The sequence below is a fragment of the Candidatus Zixiibacteriota bacterium genome (assembly GCA_035574315.1).
Classification (GTDB): Bacteria; Desulfobacterota; Binatia; order UBA9968; family UBA9968; genus DATLYW01.
In genome coordinates this window covers 149,281-167,801 of sequence record DATLYW010000053.1, presented here as the reverse complement: position 1 = coordinate 167,801, position 18,521 = coordinate 149,281, and the positions used below count along the sequence as shown (strand labels likewise).

Annotated in this window: 16 protein-coding genes and 1 CRISPR repeat array; all 16 genes read right to left on the bottom strand. The window is 58.3% G+C overall.

Translation table 11 applies throughout. From position 1 onward, the window contains the following. Positions 1–35: 35 nt before the first annotated feature. Positions 36–4,327: a CRISPR direct-repeat array (repeat unit 37 nt; unit sequence GTTTCAGTTCCCTCTTCATCGGGATCATCGTTTCAAC). Between the two features lie 109 nt (positions 4,328–4,436). Then, entirely contained in the window at positions 4,437–5,012 is a 576-nt protein-coding gene (gene cas4, locus VNN77_20215) for a CRISPR-associated protein Cas4 (GenBank protein HXG53735.1), read from the bottom strand. Beyond that, positions 5,009–5,287 carry a CRISPR-associated endonuclease Cas2 gene (cas2, locus tag VNN77_20210; GenBank protein HXG53734.1) on the bottom strand — a complete coding sequence of 93 codons (279 nt, stop codon included), beginning with the start codon at positions 5,285–5,287 and terminating at the stop codon, positions 5,009–5,011. Before cas2 ends, cas4 begins: the two co-directional genes overlap by 4 nt. Before the next feature lie 58 nt (positions 5,288–5,345). After that, on the bottom strand, positions 5,346–6,536 hold the full coding sequence (gene cas1, locus VNN77_20205; GenBank protein HXG53733.1) for a CRISPR-associated endonuclease Cas1: 1,191 nt from the start codon (positions 6,534–6,536) through the stop codon (positions 5,346–5,348). A gap of 51 nt (positions 6,537–6,587) precedes the next feature. Beyond that, on the bottom strand, positions 6,588–7,556 hold the full coding sequence (gene cas6, locus VNN77_20200; protein HXG53732.1) for a CRISPR system precrRNA processing endoribonuclease RAMP protein Cas6: 969 nt from the start codon (positions 7,554–7,556) through the stop codon (positions 6,588–6,590). 12 nt (positions 7,557–7,568) lie between these two features. Beyond that, positions 7,569–7,871 carry a helix-turn-helix domain-containing protein gene (locus tag VNN77_20195; protein ID HXG53731.1) on the bottom strand — a complete coding sequence of 101 codons (303 nt, stop codon included), beginning with the start codon at positions 7,869–7,871 and terminating at the stop codon, positions 7,569–7,571. A 464-nt stretch (positions 7,872–8,335) separates the two neighbouring features. Beyond that, positions 8,336–8,932 (bottom strand): hypothetical protein, encoded by a 597-nt coding sequence (locus VNN77_20190; protein ID HXG53730.1) that lies wholly within the window; start codon positions 8,930–8,932, stop codon positions 8,336–8,338. A gap of 122 nt (positions 8,933–9,054) precedes the next feature. Further along, on the bottom strand, positions 9,055–9,711 hold the full coding sequence (locus tag VNN77_20185) for a hypothetical protein (GenBank protein ID HXG53729.1): 657 nt from the start codon (positions 9,709–9,711) through the stop codon (positions 9,055–9,057). 106 nt (positions 9,712–9,817) lie between these two features. Continuing rightward, a complete protein-coding gene (locus tag VNN77_20180) occupies positions 9,818–10,324 on the bottom strand; it encodes a hypothetical protein (GenBank protein ID HXG53728.1) in 507 nt (168 codons plus the stop codon). A 3-nt stretch (positions 10,325–10,327) separates the two neighbouring features. Then, positions 10,328–11,068: a hypothetical protein gene (locus tag VNN77_20175; protein ID HXG53727.1), complete on the bottom strand. Its 741-nt coding sequence runs from the start codon at positions 11,066–11,068 to the stop codon at positions 10,328–10,330. A 4-nt stretch (positions 11,069–11,072) separates the two neighbouring features. Beyond that, the gene (locus VNN77_20170) at positions 11,073–12,002 is read right to left on the bottom strand and encodes a DevR family CRISPR-associated autoregulator (GenBank protein HXG53726.1); all 930 of its coding nucleotides are present in this window, start codon (positions 12,000–12,002) and stop codon (positions 11,073–11,075) included. Positions 12,003–12,004: 2 nt separating this feature from the next. After that, the gene (locus VNN77_20165; protein HXG53725.1) at positions 12,005–12,343 is read right to left on the bottom strand and encodes a hypothetical protein; all 339 of its coding nucleotides are present in this window, start codon (positions 12,341–12,343) and stop codon (positions 12,005–12,007) included. Further along, positions 12,327–13,406, bottom strand: a complete 1,080-nt coding sequence (locus VNN77_20160) for a hypothetical protein (protein HXG53724.1) — start codon at positions 13,404–13,406, stop codon at positions 12,327–12,329. Before VNN77_20160 ends, VNN77_20165 begins: the two co-directional genes overlap by 17 nt. After that, a complete protein-coding gene (gene cas3 / locus VNN77_20155; GenBank protein ID HXG53723.1) occupies positions 13,366–15,774 on the bottom strand; it encodes a CRISPR-associated helicase Cas3' in 2,409 nt (802 codons plus the stop codon). The genes VNN77_20160 and cas3 overlap by 41 nt, the downstream gene beginning before the upstream one ends. Then, complete coding sequence (locus VNN77_20150) at positions 15,774–16,211, bottom strand: hypothetical protein (protein HXG53722.1); 438 nt, start codon at positions 16,209–16,211, stop codon at positions 15,774–15,776. Before VNN77_20150 ends, cas3 begins: the two co-directional genes overlap by 1 nt. 127 nt (positions 16,212–16,338) lie before the next feature. After that, complete coding sequence (locus tag VNN77_20145; GenBank protein ID HXG53721.1) at positions 16,339–16,824, bottom strand: ORF6N domain-containing protein; 486 nt, start codon at positions 16,822–16,824, stop codon at positions 16,339–16,341. Positions 16,825–17,465: 641 nt separating this feature from the next. Further along, positions 17,466–18,446 carry a WYL domain-containing transcriptional regulator gene (locus VNN77_20140; protein HXG53720.1) on the bottom strand — a complete coding sequence of 327 codons (981 nt, stop codon included), beginning with the start codon at positions 18,444–18,446 and terminating at the stop codon, positions 17,466–17,468. Between the last annotated feature and the right edge of the window lie 75 nt (positions 18,447–18,521).

The following is an 18,521-nucleotide window of genomic DNA, read 5'->3' as shown; positions in this document are numbered from 1 at the left end:
CGCTCATCGGTTCCTCCGTCTTACCTTCCCGTTATGTTTCAGTTCCCTCTTGATCGGGATCATCGTTTCAACCGCCGCAAGCCGTGGATCGTCCGCTGACGCGATATGTTTCAGTTCCCTCTTCATCGGGATCATCGTTTCAACGGAAGAGATCGCTCATCGAGTTCACGAAGATTCTTTTGTTTCAGTTCCCTCTTCATCGGGATCATCGTTTCAACCTGCTTGTCCCGCACCGGCTTGAACTCGGCGTTTATCCGTTTCAGTTCCCTCTTCATCGGGATCATCGTTTCAACTTGGAGATTCCACCCGAATCGTTACCTCGTGCTTCCGTTTCAGTTCCCTCTTCATCGGGATCATCGTTTCAACACCATGTGGTTGAAATTGGTCGGATTGGCATCAATGTTTCAGTTCCCTCTTCATCGGGATCATCGTTTCAACGATAGAGGGTGCCGTCGACCGCCCCGAGCCAGGCCTGTTTCAGTTCCCTCTTCATCGGGATCATCGTTTCAACTGGGAAATGCTCTGGGCGGAGATGCTGGCGGAACTGTTTCAGTTCCCTCTTCATCGGGATCATCGTTTCAACGGCTCGCATGAACTAACATGTGTATGTGACAACTGCGTTTCAGTTCCCTCTTCATCGGGATCATCGTTTCAACTTCCGCGGCGTCGTCGGGCGTCTCGGAGTAGCGGTTGAGTTTCAGTTCCCTCTTCATCGGGATCATCGTTTCAACCATAGGCGGCGCCATTGGCGATCAGGTGGCGGCCTAAGTTTCAGTTCCCTCTTCATCGGGATCATCGTTTCAACCCTCGCACTAGCTTCGGATCAGATCCCGATCTTCTTTTCCACGTTTCAGTTCCCTCTTCATCGGGATCATCGTTTCAACCAGGTGAAGGCGATCCGGGACCGGCAGAAGTCCCTGTTTCAGTTCCCTCTTCATCGGGATCATCGTTTCAACTGATCCGCGCCGGGCGGATCCCGGCAGGAGAAGGGAGTTTCAGTTCCCTCTTCATCGGGATCATCGTTTCAACGGCGGCGAAGTCCGCCGCGCGATCGGCATCGATGGGTTTCAGTTCCCTCTTCATCGGGATCATCGTTTCAACCCTAGAGCCGTGAGCCTCCTTCGCGCCGCCGCGAGTTTCAGTTCCCTCTTCATCGGGATCATCGTTTCAACAGGGTCGACCTTGGAGAACACACGGTAGATGACTCCGTTTCAGTTCCCTCTTCATCGGGATCATCGTTTCAACCGATTGCAAAATCCAGTGGCACGGCTACCTGGAAAGGTTTCAGTTCCCTCTTCATCGGGATCATCGTTTCAACTGATTTTCTGATCTTTGATCCGCCGCCCGCCTTTCCGTTTCAGTTCCCTCTTCATCGGGATCATCGTTTCAACGACTTCGACCGCGGCTTGCTCGGCGGGTTTAACCTCGTTTCAGTTCCCTCTTCATCGGGATCATCGTTTCAACGGTCGGGTGCCGATGGCGTCCCCGACCGGCCTGTCGGTTTCAGTTCCCTCTTCATCGGGATCATCGTTTCAACGGTCCTCTCCGTGGTGTCCCGGCGGCTCTTGCCAACTGTTTCAGTTCCCTCTTCATCGGGATCATCGTTTCAACTTGAAGCCTTGACAACCCGGGTACCATTTTATACAAGTGTTTCAGTTCCCTCTTCATCGGGATCATCGTTTCAACTCCGACTGCGATAAACAGACCTGGGTCTTGCTACAGTTTCAGTTCCCTCTTCATCGGGATCATCGTTTCAACGACGAGGCCGGGATGAGTGCGTGCCTTAAGAAAACAGTTTCAGTTCCCTCTTCATCGGGATCATCGTTTCAACCAATTGCCCGGAGAATCCGAACGTCTTAAAGGCGTGTCGTTTCAGTTCCCTCTTCATCGGGATCATCGTTTCAACACATATTCCATGCGGGCCTGTATCACGAATAAACGGGTTTCAGTTCCCTCTTCATCGGGATCATCGTTTCAACCGATACGAGGGCAGGGATGCTTACCACGGTGTCGTAGTTTCAGTTCCCTCTTCATCGGGATCATCGTTTCAACGCGTACTACAACGAGAACGACCCCTTTTGCGCCGCGGTTTCAGTTCCCTCTTCATCGGGATCATCGTTTCAACCTGACGACGACCAACGTTGTGCCGGTGTTTGTCGAGTTTCAGTTCCCTCTTCATCGGGATCATCGTTTCAACCGATGGCGACAAGTTCGCCATGTTCAACGCCGAGTGTTTCAGTTCCCTCTTCATCGGGATCATCGTTTCAACGGTGCGGCCATAGGGTATACTCTTGTCGGAACCATCGGTTTCAGTTCCCTCTTCATCGGGATCATCGTTTCAACGATGAAGTCACCTTGACTGTCGGAAACCACCTTCTCGTTTCAGTTCCCTCTTCATCGGGATCATCGTTTCAACAACGCAGATTTTGCACATGGACGAGAGGGGCGTGGTCCGTTTCAGTTCCCTCTTCATCGGGATCATCGTTTCAACATGGCGCGGTGAACTGAAGGTTGACGATCAGGCCCTGTTTCAGTTCCCTCTTCATCGGGATCATCGTTTCAACTTGCCCTTGAAGGGGCGGCTGTTGGTGGCCGCCCCCTTGTTTCAGTTCCCTCTTCATCGGGATCATCGTTTCAACCCCCATGCCGGAGCGGGCGGGGAGATCGCTCTGGTAAGTTTCAGTTCCCTCTTCATCGGGATCATCGTTTCAACAAGGGATGCGTTCGGGCGCATCCTGGGCAGGGTCTACCGGTTTCAGTTCCCTCTTCATCGGGATCATCGTTTCAACGTAAACCTCGGGTATCTCCACTACGAACGCGAGCCGGGTTTCAGTTCCCTCTTCATCGGGATCATCGTTTCAACTGGCTGCCGTCCCACGAGAACGTTCGGCGTTTTTCAGAGTTTCAGTTCCCTCTTCATCGGGATCATCGTTTCAACTTCTGGATCTCGTTCTTGACCTCGTCCGAAGCCTCGATGTTTCAGTTCCCTCTTCATCGGGATCATCGTTTCAACTCCGATACGTCAAGTCAAGGGACACATTGGTAATCACGTTTCAGTTCCCTCTTCATCGGGATCATCGTTTCAACCGGTTCCGCCGCCACCACCCGCGACGCCGACGCGTGTTTCAGTTCCCTCTTCATCGGGATCATCGTTTCAACGCCCGGCGAGGGTGATTTCCTCGAAAAGGCCTAAAGTTTCAGTTCCCTCTTCATCGGGATCATCGTTTCAACCTCGGCTGCGGGCCGGAGGGCTGCGCCAGTGCGAGCGCGTTTCAGTTCCCTCTTCATCGGGATCATCGTTTCAACGTTTTCGAGTTCCAGGACCGCTTTGACGGCAATCCGTTTCAGTTCCCTCTTCATCGGGATCATCGTTTCAACTTGGTCGCGCACGCTGCTTGCCCACGAGGGGTGCATGTTTCAGTTCCCTCTTCATCGGGATCATCGTTTCAACCCGTTCCAGCTCAGCCTGCACGGCCTCGTTGAACTTGCGTTTCAGTTCCCTCTTCATCGGGATCATCGTTTCAACCTGATACTACCTCAATACCAGATAAGGACGAATTCCGTTTCAGTTCCCTCTTCATCGGGATCATCGTTTCAACGGTTCGGCCCCGAGAGTTGCAGGCCGGTTCACTTGAGTTTCAGTTCCCTCTTCATCGGGATCATCGTTTCAACCCAGGACGCACGGACAAAGGATGGAGAGGCGTACAAGTTTCAGTTCCCTCTTCATCGGGATCATCGTTTCAACCGCTCTCGCCGCCGACGATGACCCAGTGGATGCGGCGTTTCAGTTCCCTCTTCATCGGGATCATCGTTTCAACTTGACCGCCTTGAAGCGGAATTCCGGGTACTTGCCGTGTTTCAGTTCCCTCTTCATCGGGATCATCGTTTCAACTCACAGTAGGATTCCAGCGACTTCACGATCTTCAGTTTCAGTTCCCTCTTCATCGGGATCATCGTTTCAACCGCCAACTTTCTTCGCTCCCTCGACCACCGCCTCGCGTTTCAGTTCCCTCTTCATCGGGATCATCGTTTCAACGGGGGGCCTCTGGACCCTGCCGCGCGGGGACTTCACCGTTTCAGTTCCCTCTTCATCGGGATCATCGTTTCAACCCCCAGGCCGGATCGGAGTGGCGAACATCTGCGCGTTTCAGTTCCCTCTTCATCGGGATCATCGTTTCAACTCGGGTGGCAGGGCAAGGACGACAAGAGACGGATACGTTTCAGTTCCCTCTTCATCGGGATCATCGTTTCAACCGTTGGAGTACAAGCGAGCGGGCCGCCGCGTCTGGTGTTTCAGTTCCCTCTTCATCGGGATCATCGTTTCAACCGCTCGGAAAGCTGCATAAAAACGGTACCTTGCGGCCGGACAGGCTGCCTTTTACGTCGAAAACTCGGTTTCTGCACAAAACCCCCGATGCTTTTCGAGAATCTCTCGATCAGAAGACATCCCCACAAAAATTCCGATACTCGCAGTCGACGCAGCGGTTTCTTACCGGCGTCGGCGGCGGCATCTCCTCTGTCACGATCATTCGCCTCATTTCGCCGAGCAAGGTCCGCGTTCGCTCCTTGAGGTCCTCCGTCAGGTTCATGACGACCGCGTCGTCGGCCGGAATGAGGTACACGAATCCTTTTGTTACCGGGCGCCGGAAGCGATCCTCTAGCAGCAGAGCGTACGCGCAGAGCTGGAATACATGGTTCCGGTGCGGTTTCCCGGTGGTCCATTTGAAATCGACCGGAAACAAACCGTCCGTCGTTTCGATCAGCAGATCCAGCCGGCCGGAGAGGCCCAACCGTTCCGAGTCGAGCCAAAAATGAAAATGTCTTTTGCCCTCCTGAAGACCGTATTCCCTGAGCTTCCGCCGTTTTTCCAATCGATCGATCTGCGCCTCCTCGACCTTGCCTTGTTCTATCTTCCACGTCGCTTTTCTCTCGACGGGCATCGCGTACTGGAAAAAGACGATCCGCGGACAGTACGCGTACTGCTTGACGTCGTTGACGCGGAGGGGAATCATCGGACGTTCGACTCCTCCGGTTTCCGGTTTTCCTTGATCAGCACCTCCTTGACGTCCCTGTCGCAGATCGGCTGCAAGAGAATCCTTCCGGGATTCCCGTCCAAGACTGCCGCCAGCCTTGAAAACAGCTCCTCCCTCTTGTTTCGGTTCAGCTTGCCCGCAAAGGCGCTGTATTGAATGCGCGTGAGCCCATAGTCGAGGCAGGTCTCGGAAACCTTCAGCCGGATCCTGTCGCTCTCGATGTCGTAGATGACGAGTGTCCGGAGTTCTTCCACTGCCCGTTCCCGCGCCTTGCCCGGTGACGTTCACACTCGCGCTCACCGTCGGTTTCCCCTACCATTTGAACGAGAACGCCTTGTACGGTCCGGCGCCGCGCAAAAATGCCGCGAGCCTTCTCGCCTGCATCTGGATGATCGACCGAATCTGATATTGCTTGCCGCGATACGGCTCTTCGGTGTAAAGCCGTTCGATGATCCGTTCGCCGATGCGCCGCCTCGTTTCGGCGTCCAGCAATCCGTCCTTCATGCCGATGTCCATGCCGAGATTGACGCACGCGATGACGCTACGGTCGACGACGGGCTGCCTGAACTCCTCGACGAGATCGAGCACCAACGACGGCTTCCCCGGCCGGTCCACGTGGAGAAACCCGGCGAACGGCTCCAGCCCGGCGTTGAGCACCGCTCCCCAGACCTGGGAGTACAGGATCCCATAGCCGTAGTTGAGCAGGGAGTTGACCGCATCCTGGGCGCCCCGATGCTCGCGGCCGAAGAACTCGACCTTATGGCCGACGATCTCTTTGACGCCGTCCCAGTAGAGACGCCCGGCCGTCCCTTCCGTTCCCATCAGAGTTCCCCGGGCCTCGGCGACCGAAGTGGCATCGATCCGCGGCACCTTCTTCCACAGACCCCGGAGCTGGCCGACGATCGCTTCGATCTTCCGGAATCTCTCTTCATCTTCCTTTTTGATGTGCTTGCCGAAATAGCGAAGCAGTCGTTCTTGATTCTTGACCTTGCCGAGCACCACCGCCTTGGAGAACTCCAGCCCCCTCCGGTCGGTCAAAGCGAGAATCTGCTCTCGGCGGGTCTGGACTGTTGCCGTGAGCATCGGCGAGGTCACCATCGCGTAGGGCTTCCCCGTCGAATCCAGAAAGCTCAGCCGGACGCCACGCACGCAAAGCTCCTGCAGAAGGTCCGAAGAGACCGTGATCCCCTTCGAGCCGACCACCACCTCCTGGAGCCGGAACAAAGGAAATTGATAGATTACGTCCTTGCCCTTTCGGGCAAGCAGTCGCTCGCTCTTCTTGCTGAGGAAGAGGCCGAATCCGGAGAAAATGAGCTGCGACCCATCCTCGCTCTTGACAAGCGAAATGCCCTCGTCGACGCGCACCTCGCGCCCGTCTTCCGTGGGCTCGGGCGCCTCGATCGGGAGAACCTCTGCCGCGCCCGTGAAGAGGTTGTACTGGGCCGGGAGATAACGCTCGGGTTCCGGAGAAGTTGGAACTTCGTAGGAGGTCTCGTCCGCCATACCTTGTCCCGCAGGTGCTCAAACCCGATCGCTTCAGCTAGAAAAAAATGCCTAGTCGACCTCCACGATGCGGTACCAGCCGTTCCCGAACACGACGTTCTTGCCGACGTGGACGTACTCGCCCAGCTTCAGATACGGGACGAACGGTCCGAGATCGCCCTCGAAGGACGCGTCCCCCACGAAGCCGCTCAGGTCGTGGGGAACCTCGCGCCTGCGCGAATAGCGCCTCGTTTCCACCCAGCGGGTCACGTCGGCTCTGGTGATGACTTTATCGGCAGCTTCGCCGAATGCTTTAAAGTCGATCTCCAGCGCCGCCCCGCAGTAGAAGTATGACAGGGCGTTGATCCGGTCGCGCAGGCGCTTCAGGATCGTCCCGAAGCTCGGGTGGCGCACAACCGCACCATCGACCTTCAGCATCGTCGGCGTCAAGAACCGAAGCGTTATTTGTCTCCCCCTTTCGATCCTTCCCTTCCCTGCGGAACCGGCGATATCCGCCCAGCCCAGAGGGGCCCGCGGCGGCCGGACGATGTTCTCCTCCAGGGTATAAACCGGCGTCGTGTCCCCGTCCGCGCCGACGCTCTCCACCGCAACCAGCTCCACGGGCGTGCGGCCGCGCCCCAGGCCGACCCGGCAAAGTTCTTTGAAGGTGACGATAAAATAGGGCAGGTAGTCCCGGATCCTGCCGACCAGCACCATGTCGAAGGACAAGCGGTCTCCCGCGGCATAGGTCTCCTTCTCCTCGAGCGGGGGCTTGATGACGAAGGGTCTCGGGATATCCGGATTCCTGCTGAGCCTCTCCGAGCCCTCGGGGACGAACGGGTGAAACACGGTCACATAGGGGCAAACGTTCCTGAGCTGGCAGGTCGCCGGCTCTCTGCAACCGGAGTGACAGACGATTCGACGAAACGTGCTCCCGAATCCGCCCCGGATCACATTGCCTTTGTTCCTGGCCGGCATGATGAGTGTGCTTTTGGGCTCGAAATGAAACCGAAGGTGGGACAGCGAGAAGTCCAGATGCATTTTTCCTTCCCGTCAATCGCGCAATCGACTCGCTTTCCTGACCAGGCCGGCCAGTGCCGATAGGAGCGCTCCGGTTTCCGGACCGTGCTTGAGCCAATAGCGGCTGATCCCATTTCGTCTTTCGTACCGCACCAGGTCGGTAGCCCTCAGAGTCGCCAGATGGCCGCTGACGGTCTGAAGACGGCGCCCGACGAGGTCGGCGATCCTCGTCGGGGTCATCGGCCCGCGTTCATGTAGCAGCCGAACCATCCAGTAAACCACCGGATTGCCGAGAACCCGACACACCCGCGACTCGCGGTATCTCGATTCCTTCACGACCCTAGCTCCCCGACTTCGAAAATATCCGAAATCGGCGAAAGACGTTCGAAGCTCCGTGGGGCTGGCCCCGCAGCGCGCGATGCATCGCGTGGAGCCAGCACATCAATCCGGATGCACAATCCCCATCTCGAGGAAACGCCACTCGCCGCGACTCCGTCCGTCAGTACCATCGATAATGGGATGGCGTGTTCGTAGCACACCAGACCCCCGGGCCTTTTTCGCATCCCTTTTAGGGAATGATCGAAAACGGACCCAAGCGGGACGGGCGATAGACTTCGAAGTCCCGCCGGTCGGTGGCGAAGATACGCCGCAATTTTTCGCGTTCCGCCACGCGAACGAGAGTCATGAGAGCCCAACGCGTTGCCCCGCGGCAGACAGGCGTCCCGGTAAAGCAGCAAACTTCGGGTATTCCCGAAGTTCGGTAGCAAGCCCCGTCCCTCGCGCTCCCTTTCCGTTTCCCCTTACCTCTGCCACGAAACCTCCACCGGTATCTCCACTATTTCTGACTTGCGCTCGCTGACGTTCGTCACCTTGACCCTGATCGTCGAATAAGGCTGCTGCTGAAAGTAAATGAATCCCCTGTGGAGATCGCCTGGGTAGATATTGCGCGCGCCGAAATCCTGTACGGCGAGCTCATAGCGGAATCGATTGGTGTAACTGTCTGAAGCCCCCGCGGCGGCACCTGCGATGCCGCCCGTTCCTGCCCCGATTGCCGCGCCCGCCGCTGCTCCCCGCCCCGAGTCTCCCGCAGCATGACCGATTCCGGCACCCACGGCGGCTCCTGCCGCAGCCGCGGCGATAGCCCCGACCGCAGCCTGCGTAGCAACCGTGGTTCCGATCGACGATTCTCGTACTCGCTCTGCGGCCTGAGTCAAATTGAACGCAGGGTAATACTCGCCTCCGGCAACGGCGAATATCTGCCCCGCATCGATTTCGAATTCTTGCGACCCCTTGTTCGACACGATCAGATGGACAGGCAGGATATCGGCCGCCGCGAGATCGGTCCCGAAGACCCGGGACGATTTTTCCGGCGTATCCAGCACGTCCACCGCGATCACGAGGTCGCCTATCCTCCTGGCGTTCGGAAAGGATTCCGGCGGGCGAAAAGGTGCCACACTAGTACGCAACGGCGCGGCACAACCTGCGGCCAAACACATCGCCAAGACAACTCCACCTACCTTCATAGCCTTTTCCCCTGGAAAAACTTTCTTAATTCCTCAGAGCGCTGCATCTGCCGGGCAAGATCGGCAACAAGCTCGTCCGTAACGCGATTGGTGATGTCCGTCGCCTGACTACTTCCCTCCATGACTCCGTATGCGGCGCCGCCGGAAACCGCTTCACCAACCGTTCGCGCATGGCCCACCCACACCTGCTTACCGTTCTCGGTGAGCGTCAGTCTAATACGGGCATCGACCTTGGCGACGACATCGAACGTCGATGCGCCGGTTATAATCGTGGGATGCTCGTTGATATCCACGCCGACCGACGGTTTGTCTCCTTCCAGGGCGATCGTAAGCACCAACGGCGGCGCCTTGCTGATATCAGTTACCAGCGTAAGCCGATCGAATTTATAGCTGAGCACCTGGAGCACCTTGGCCGAGACGACTTGACCGAAGGGGATCTCCGCCGTCCCGAGATCACGAGTCACCCGAATGGTCTCTTCCTCCAGCTTCGGGTCGATCACGACGCCCACATGAACCGGATAACGGTGAATTTCCGCCAATGCCTTGAAAACCCGATAACCCAGGCTGGTACTTACCGGTGGCCGCACGGTCACGTGCTTCGCGCACCCGGCCAGCATAAAGAAGCATCCGATCGCGAAAACAATCGGCTTCATCGCTTTCCTATGACTCCTCACGACTCTCATCCGAATAGTAACCTCCGAACTTCGGGTATTCCCGAAATACGGGGAATCCCCGCCCATGTCACCCAGCCATCACCGGTCACGCTCCCCTCCGTTTCCTCTGCCAGAGCTCCAGGAGCAACAGCGCCGCGCCGTCGAAGGCAAGAACATATTTCCCCGCCTCGAACACCGGCACGCGCCAGTCCAGCCCGGCCTCCACCTCGGCTCTCGGCACCACCGTGAAAATGTGATTCTTCCGCCCCATCAGATCCGACACGGGCGTCGCCTCACCATCCTGGTAGAGCAGGAGATTGGGATAGTCCTTCGTCTCCAGGATCACGCCGCAATCCTCGTCGCGGAAGAACTCGCTCGCGTGAACGCGACGACACTTCCCGATCCCCTTGATCGTCAGCATCCCAAGCTTTTCGTTCCATCTTAGCTCAACGGCGCGCTTGAGCAGCATGGCCAGATCGGCCTCGTACTCCCCCATCTCCCAGTCCCGCCGACGGTGCTGCTCCATGAAATCGTGAACCTTGACGCTCGGGAGCGACGTCCGAAACCGGTTGAGGCCGCGGTATCTTTTGGGCATAGCAGCTGGGTCACTCATCTCTCACGCCTCACGCCCGCTCAGAACGAAGGGCTCGCGCTCATAGAGGATCCAGTTCTCTCCGCGCTGGCGTGGCACCAGCGGCAGCGACCACAGCTGCTGCTCGTACTTGAAACCACGCCGCGCTTGCACGTAGGGGTTAACGTCATCAAAGGTGACGTTGTCCGGGAATTCCAGAAGAGTAACCGCCATCCGCCGCGCAAAGTTATCCCGCTCGACAGCGAGACTGGCTGTCAGATGGCATGTCAGTTCTTCAGGAGGCTCAGGACCGATCTCGGCACGGCAGTGTGCCAAAGAGTCGGTCGTACCCAGCCGCCGAAGCAATCCGAAGAGCTGAGCGATGCGCTCAGCCTCTCGTTCTGCTTCAATATAAATCTCCAAGGGCCCGCTCGGATGGCAGTACTCGCGGATGCCTGTCGACTCGACGAGTCTCTTTTCCTGGCCACGCTCTCGTGCCTCTCGGGTCTTCGGCTGGAGCGGCTTGAGCCGTTTGGTGAAAGCTCGAACCACGCAGACACGCTCAGGCGGCACCAAACGGAGCGGTGCGGCCCTGACCACGTCGAAAATTTCACGCCCCTCGGTTACCGATCCGTTGCGCTGAATCGCCGCGTCTACAAGAGCCAAACGGACCGCAGAGGGGCTCGGAACCGGCGAGGCCGGTGCAAAGCTCGGCGATGTATTCGGAATCCGGTACGAGTACATCGAGGCGAAGAACACCTCGGCCCGAATCCAATCAGCAGCCACAGCTCTAGCTCCTGAACGGGTATAAGGTCGCCCTGGCCAGGGTGTCCAAAACTCCGCACGCCTCCGCAACGTTGTTGAACCGATGCACGGCCAGCGCGCCGTTCCTAGCCGCTAGGGCCTCGATCTGCTGCGTGTAGTCGTCTCGGAGCGGGCTGATGACCGGTGCCGGAGCGTTGCGATGGGAGACGGCTATGATCCCCTCGACGCCTTCCAGGTGCGGCAGGCGAGTCGAGGTCATAGCGCCGTCCGCCCGCTGGAGCATGTTCTTGTAGCCCTCGAGGCCAAGGTGATACCGAGCCAGTCTCGTCGCTTCGTCGGCTATCGCGTATTCGTAGGTGATCTCGTTGAGACCGATCCGCCAAGGCTGGAAGAGGGAAACCACTGCATAAGCCCCCGAGCGAGTCGGTCGGTGGTACACCATCTGGGCGGCAACTTCTTCCTCGCCTTCCGGCCGTTCCTGCCCGCGGCCCGATACCGCGTGCCGTGCATGCACATGTGTATCGCGGTAGACCTCCGGTAAACCGACCGCCCAACCAAATTCAACCGTTGAGCGGCGAGATATCGCTGGCTCTTGCATCAAAAAGCCGTGCAGGTCGCAGAGAACACAGTTAGTGATGGCTTGGCCCATAGCCGCCGCGTTGTCGAGCCGCGCGAACGTTCGACGGTACTCCGGCAGATCGGCCTTCTGAGGTTCAAGCCGCCGGCAGGCTTGGCAGAAGTGATCTTTTTGAGATTCCGCTAGCCAGATGTTGTAGGTGTGCAGGTGCTTCAGCATCTCACCGGAGACTCCGTCGGTCTTCATCCCATTGGCGAGGACTACCGTGCGGGGCTCGCTGACGTTGCCGACGGTCCCCTCGTTATTGAGTGAGTGCAGATTCCACGTCACACGCATCATAAAACTGATCTCGAAGACAGAGCCATTGTTTGTCGGCATGACTAATCCTCCTTCATCCCACTTGCGCGCTGGGAGGGTTCCCATAGCAGCGCGTAGCTCTCGATTGCGGCACGAACCAAGGCGACGTTTTCCTGCGCCAGGGCCATCACTTCCTCGAGCTGCTGATCTCCAGGCCAAAACCAGTTCTTCTCCTCCGCCGCCTTATGATTCCGCCGCAGGAAGCGACGGATCGCTTCGGCCAGCCGTTCGGGTGTCTCTGCGTTTTCCAGATCTATCAGGGAAGCATAGTCCTGCGTGGACCGGTCTCGCAGAGCCCGTCGGTATGCCTGACCGAAGCGCTTTATGGATGGATGGCTATAAACATCACTGAGACGAGACAAGGGCGGTCACCTCCTTTAAAGATTGTTCGCTGTACTGGAATTCCACGGTAGTGCCCCGTGCTATATAACGGGTGAAGACCCGAACGTGCCGTTCGTAGGTCGTGAGGGTGGGATGCATGATGAAGTCGGTGATCGCGAGGGCAAGGTCCTCATTGCCTCGCACGCTACCCCTGCGAAAGAGGTATCGCCAGACGTTAAACACGCCTTCCGCATCGTTCGGCCGCTGGGTCGCGAGTTCCAGGAGAGGCTGAAGGTTCAGATGCCCAGCGGTTCCGGGCTTCCACTGATTACCGGTCTTGAACAGAGAGAAATACAGGATGTTTGAGTAGCGCGGCGTTGATGACAATCCGCTGGCCGCCCTCTGCCGCAAACGTTCCGCAAGAACAACGGAGTAGTGCGCGGCGGCATTCTGGACGCTCAGGTAGTTTAGCCGTTCACCGTACGTCTCCTGCCTTAGCTCCCGGAAATCTGTCCATTTCACCGATTCTGGCATCGGGTAAAGGACGAAGTACCCTGCGTTTCTCTGGTACACGAACCGCCCAGCCAAGGCTCCACCCACGCATCCGAGCGCCCAGTTGAAGCGATCCACCTTGGTTTGTCCCTCGCTGTACTGTCCACGAGTACGGCCGCGGAGCCCCTTAAACGCTGTCGGATCGAGCGCGCCGGGTAGCGTCTCTTCCCCATCGAACTTCGGTACCAGAGCAACGCTCTCACGTGCACGAAGGTCATCAACGAATTTTTCGAGAGCGGACTGCACGGAAAACCGCTTGGTTTCCCTCTGGCCGGCAGTGTCGGTGATAAACAAGCAGTTCCACTGGGCCGAGAGGGGATCGCGGAAATCACCGACGGTAAACGCTTCCAGCCAGCCGGTGTTGCCGCGATCTTTTAGACGAGACAGCGATGGTTTACCGTTAGGGAGGTTGATTCGATATGCCGTGCCGACATCCTTTATTTCCGGTGAGGATGATTGGTCTTCGTCAGCGAAGCTCAGAAGGGCTGCCAGACCGTAGGCCCTGGCAACATCAAAGATTTCCAGCCCACTTTTCGTAATCCAGAATTGCATCTTCTCCTCCTCCTGCCGCCATGCGGTCTGACACGCTCAGGCAGCGCGACAGCAGGACGTAAAGCGTGTACAGCTTTTCCTGGTGAAATGGCGGCATGGTGCAAGGAAGCCTGGTTGTGGATTCTTGCTTGCTTCTGCCCGCTAAGTGGCTGTCGATCTCCATCGCGGTCTCTTCTCGCATCAACCGCTGAGCCAAGTCGGCCCAGCCGTCTCGCAAGCGATAGCGGGGTACCTGACAGGCCCGCACGGAGTGGTGATGGGCCATTGCGAGAGCCGCGGCTGCCCCCAAATTGCTCCACTGTCGACTCAACCAATCCCATAGAACATAAGCTCCGATGGTCGCGTGAGGAGGCCGCCCTGGTTCTCTTGACTGATCGGCAAGAGACGGGAAGCGGGCAAGGAAGGTGCGCTGTCGGTCCGCCTCGAGCAGTTTTTGCTCCTCCGATGTTAGCCGGTCGACGTTTGACGGATTCTCCTGGAGCCAAAGATCCACGGTCTCCCACGCGGCGCGTTGCCACGCGTCGTTCGCTTTGCCGAGATCGTGAAAGATCTGGCCGACGATAACTAGGCGCTCAAGCTCGTCCCGCGGGAGACCAATGACGGAGGCGATCCTGTCCAGACCGTAGCCCTCCTTTACGCTGACAATCCTCCGGAAGCTCGATATACCTCTTCTGACGTGTTGTTCCAGCGTTTCCAGGAGCCGTCCTCGCACGGGAAGGACAGAGCGCGGCTGAGCACTCAGCGGTTTCCAGTCTACACTCTCCCCCTCGAAGAACAGCCCTGTCTCGCTCGAATATGAGACATGAGAAGAGAGGATGTAGACCCGCCCGAAACGAACATCCCTGGACTCTCGAACACGCTCTACGGACTCGGCGCCGTGGCTCTCGTCAGCCCCGCCACTTGCGTCCACGTCAAGCGACCATACTGCATCCGGATGCTCGCTTACAAAGCGGCGCACGAGGCCGACGGATACGGCGATCCGAGGAAGGAAGCGAAGCTGTCCTCTCAGCTTCTCTGGGTTGGAGTGCAGTGTCACTTCGACGGAATCGGTTTCCCGGACTGCTTCCTCCGCCTTTTTTCTGTCGCCCGTGAAGGCAGCATCAGCGAGCTTCTTCGCTGCCTGAGCGGCCATGCTGTGATCCAGCCAAGCCTTGTACCGGGGACCCAACACTCGATCCACGAGTTCCTGTTCAAGATCCCATGTGAGGATCTTCCCCTGGACCTCTTCCAACGTGCGGGCTGTGCTTTGTAGGATCTCCTCGTCGTACGGCGCTGCTACCCATTTCCCGTTCTCTTGCGGTAACCCGAAGACGACGAGTTCACCGGGGGTCTCCGCCCACCGAGCGCACCGTCCTGCGCGCTGGATGAGCGCGTCCACAGGGCAGAGTTCTGTGAGAAGCACATCACACGAGATGTCAAGCCCGACCTCCACAGCTTGGGTCGCCAGTACGAGCGCGAATCCTCGGCCGTTCTGCCCCAGAACAGCCTGCACCCGATTGTTCTGCGCAGTCCGATCGTCATCGAGGAACCGGCTGTGCACGAGAACCGGATTCAGGTCAACGAGAGCGCCGCAAAGCGCAACCGCGCGATCAACTGTATTGCACACGACCAAAATCCGTCGTGACGAGTTCGCTGCGACTTCGCGGACGACATCGGGGGTCAGTTGCCGCTCAAGGGCCATGCGGAGGGTAACTCTCCGCTGCCTGCGGACTGGAATGTCTGCTTCCCGAGCCTCTACGAGTGTAAGACCAAGACGATCCCGCATAAGATCCCGCGCCTGGCTCGCAAGCGTGGCTGTCATGATCACGAAGGGCACCCCAGCGACCTTAAGCCTGGAAGCAACAATCAGGCAGGACTGGAGCGCGCGCTCCGGATCGAAGGTATGTACTTCATCAAACACTACGAAGCTCGTAGCTACAGCCCCTGCTGGGATGTTTCCATGGCGGACACCGAGCGTCAGCGGAGCGCACGCGTACGAACTGATCACCTGATCCACCGTAGCCACCACAACGTCAGCGTAGAACAGGACACTCTCCGGTCGTCGTCCGTGGTGGGCTGCTACTCGGACGTGACTTTCGAGATCATCAGCCAGCGTTCGGAAACGATGTGCGATGGCCTCGACGAGTGCGCGGCTTGGCAGAACATAGATCAGCCGCGCAGGGAAGTGGTGCTGGCCGCGAAACGCTAGAAACGGTACGAACGCTGCCTCGGATTTTCCTGATCCCGTAGGAGCATGTAGCAGGACAGACTTGCCCTCGCTCAACAGGCGAAGCGTCTCGGTCTGATACATGTAGGGGTGCTTGCCTGGGGGCAGGTTTGCTATGCGCCGAAAAAGCTCTTCTGCCTCACAATCTTGATAGTTGTTCATTACGGCCTTCCGCCATTACCTTCCCGGGCGTGGTGAAACTCGGCGCAGTGGGCCATGATGCGCTGGACCGGCTCGGCGAGGTCCTGAAAGCCCACGGCGGCGCAAAGCTCGGGTACCACGCCGCGCGTCAGCTCGGGGATCACGTGAGGCACCCATTGATCGCGCCGCGGGTTGCGAATGTACGCCTGCCATGCGTCAGTTTCTTTCCCCACGTCGTGCACGAGGACGGCGACAGCGAGGATTCGCTGCTCTTCCTCCCTCAGCCCGTAGTGGCGGGGGCTCGCGAGGATCGGCAGCAGCTCCATCAGCACGTCCAGTTCGATCAGGCTGTGTTCGAAGAGGCTCTGCTCGTGCTCCCGCCGCTTGGCGAGTTTTTGTTTCCAACCCCGCGCCTGCATCCAGGCGGCGGTTTTGGTCATGATCTCTCGTCGATCCATACTCTTCGACCTCGAACCGAGCGTTCGCTATAGCACAGACGCGTGTCGGATCGTGTCCAATGTCTGACGGCCGCTTCGCGGCGGTTTCGCGTTTCCGGAATTCCGGAAACGCAAAGAAATCCGGGCACTATCGCCGCCCGTATCCGCCGGCCTTTTCTTCCACCACAAACCCGATCTTTCTTTTCTGCGGCTGATGCGGCGCCATTAGTCGGCGGATGGCATCAAACAACGCTTTGATATCGCCGTCGTGGCTTGCGACTTTCCGCTCCAGCTCAGACAGCTTAGCGGCCATTTCTCCGCGAGCGCCGACCATTTGGCGCAAACGAACGAAGGCACGGACCACGAATACGCTCATTTGAACGGCCCGAGGGCTATTGAGCACGTTGGCTGCCATGATCGCGCCGTGTTCGGTAAACGCGTAGGGGAGAAACCGGGGATCCCGGTGCTTCTGCGAACCGATCACAACTTGTGATCGGTTCAACTGTCTCGTTTCAACCCTGTTGAGCTGAAACATGAAATCGGCGGGGAATTTTTCGCGATTGCGCCGAACCGCTTGGTTCAACACCCGCGTTTCAACGCCGTAGATCCTCGCCAGGTCCGCGTCCAGAATCACCCTTTCGCCTCGGAGCGTCTGAATTGCCGTCTCAATGGGAACCGCACGATTGGAAGCTCGATTTGGTTTCACCGGCTGCCACCAAACCCGCTTAAAAAGACTCACCCATCGTACGAACGACCTTCACCGTCGCGATGGAATAGCCTCTTGCTCCGAGCAGATTCCAGCGCCAAGGTCACAACTTGTGGCTCGGAACCTAACGTCGCAGCGAGCACCTGTTCACTCACGTCCTGGCCAACTTTTGTCGAGAAGAATTCCTAGCCAGCACTGACTTCCGGAATTCCGAAAGTCCCGAAGAACACCCGCTCCGCCAGCACGTTCAGCTCGATCGGGCTACACTCGCGTTTTCCGCCACACCGCCAATGCTCCCCGGTTCGAAAGGCTCAACGCTCCCGCCGCTTGGCGAGTTTTTGTTTCCACTCCCGCGCCTGCATCCAGGCGGCAGCTTTGGTCATGATCTCTCGTCGATCCATACTCTTCGACCTCGAACCGAGTATTCCCTATACCACGGACGTGTGTCGGATCGTGTCCAATGTCTGACGGCCGCTTCGCGGCGGTTCAAACCGTTCAAGCAGGCCGCTTTGCGGGCAAAAACCGGTCCCCGATTTTCCCCCATTCGGCCGCTGCCTTCGGCGTCGTAGCTATCGCCCTCCGTAGCCCTTCAGGCTCTTTCGCAGCTCTCCTACAATTTCCTCCCTCAACGCCGCCGGCTCCAAAACTGTCGCGAGCGCACCGAAGCCCAGAATCCAGGTCTTGATTTCCTTCGTTCCCGCCACCTCGAAAGTGAGCTCTAAGGAGCCGTCCGTACGCTTCTTGTTCCGCTGGCTCGGGTGCCAGCGGCGCTCCTGAAGATAGCGGCTGAGGGATTTGTGAAATCGGACTTTCACTCGAACGATGTCCTCGCGAAATATGCCGAAGCTGTGGCGCAGGTAATTCGCTAGCGAGAACCCCACGGGCGCAGGGAAACGCTCGCCGGTCATGGTGATTTTTCGCATCCGGTCCACCACGAACGTCCGGACATCCTTGCGGACGTGGCAGTAGCCGATCACATAGAGGGTACCGTTGCGCAGGTGCACGGCGTACGGATCGATCCGGCGCTCGCCCGGCTCCTGATCCCTGGGATGGTACACCAGCCGGAGCGTGCGCCGCTCCCGGATCGCCTCGTTGACGATCTCCACGAACTCACGGTGCGTTCGATACTCTTTTTGCGCCGGAAGATCCGAAACGAACGCCCCCCGCAGGTCGACCAGCTCGCGGAACAGGGATCTGGGTATTCCCGCCCGGACCTTGTCGAAAAGCGACTGCAGCGACTCGTAGAGGACGGTCCCCTCCAGGGGCCGCAGTGCATCCTGGGCAAGGTAAACGGCGAGGAGCTCCGAGAGCGTGACCGGTATCGAGAGGGTCTTGCGAAAATCCGGATCGAGCTTCCAATAAACTTCCCGCCCGCTTCTGTCCTGGTAGATCGGCACCGGCAACCGCTCCAGGACCTGCAGGTCCCGGTAAATCGCCCGCGGGTGCGCGTCGAGCTGCCGCGCCATGTCCGCCACCCGGAGCCCGCCCTTGTTGTTCTCGATCAAGGAGAGAAGCTTGATAGCGCGCAGTACGGGCCGATCCCGTCCCACAACATTTCTCCGCAAAGTGCCGGCCGGCACCGGAAAATTGCCGGCTCAGATCGAACGCCCCTTGGCCTGCGCAAA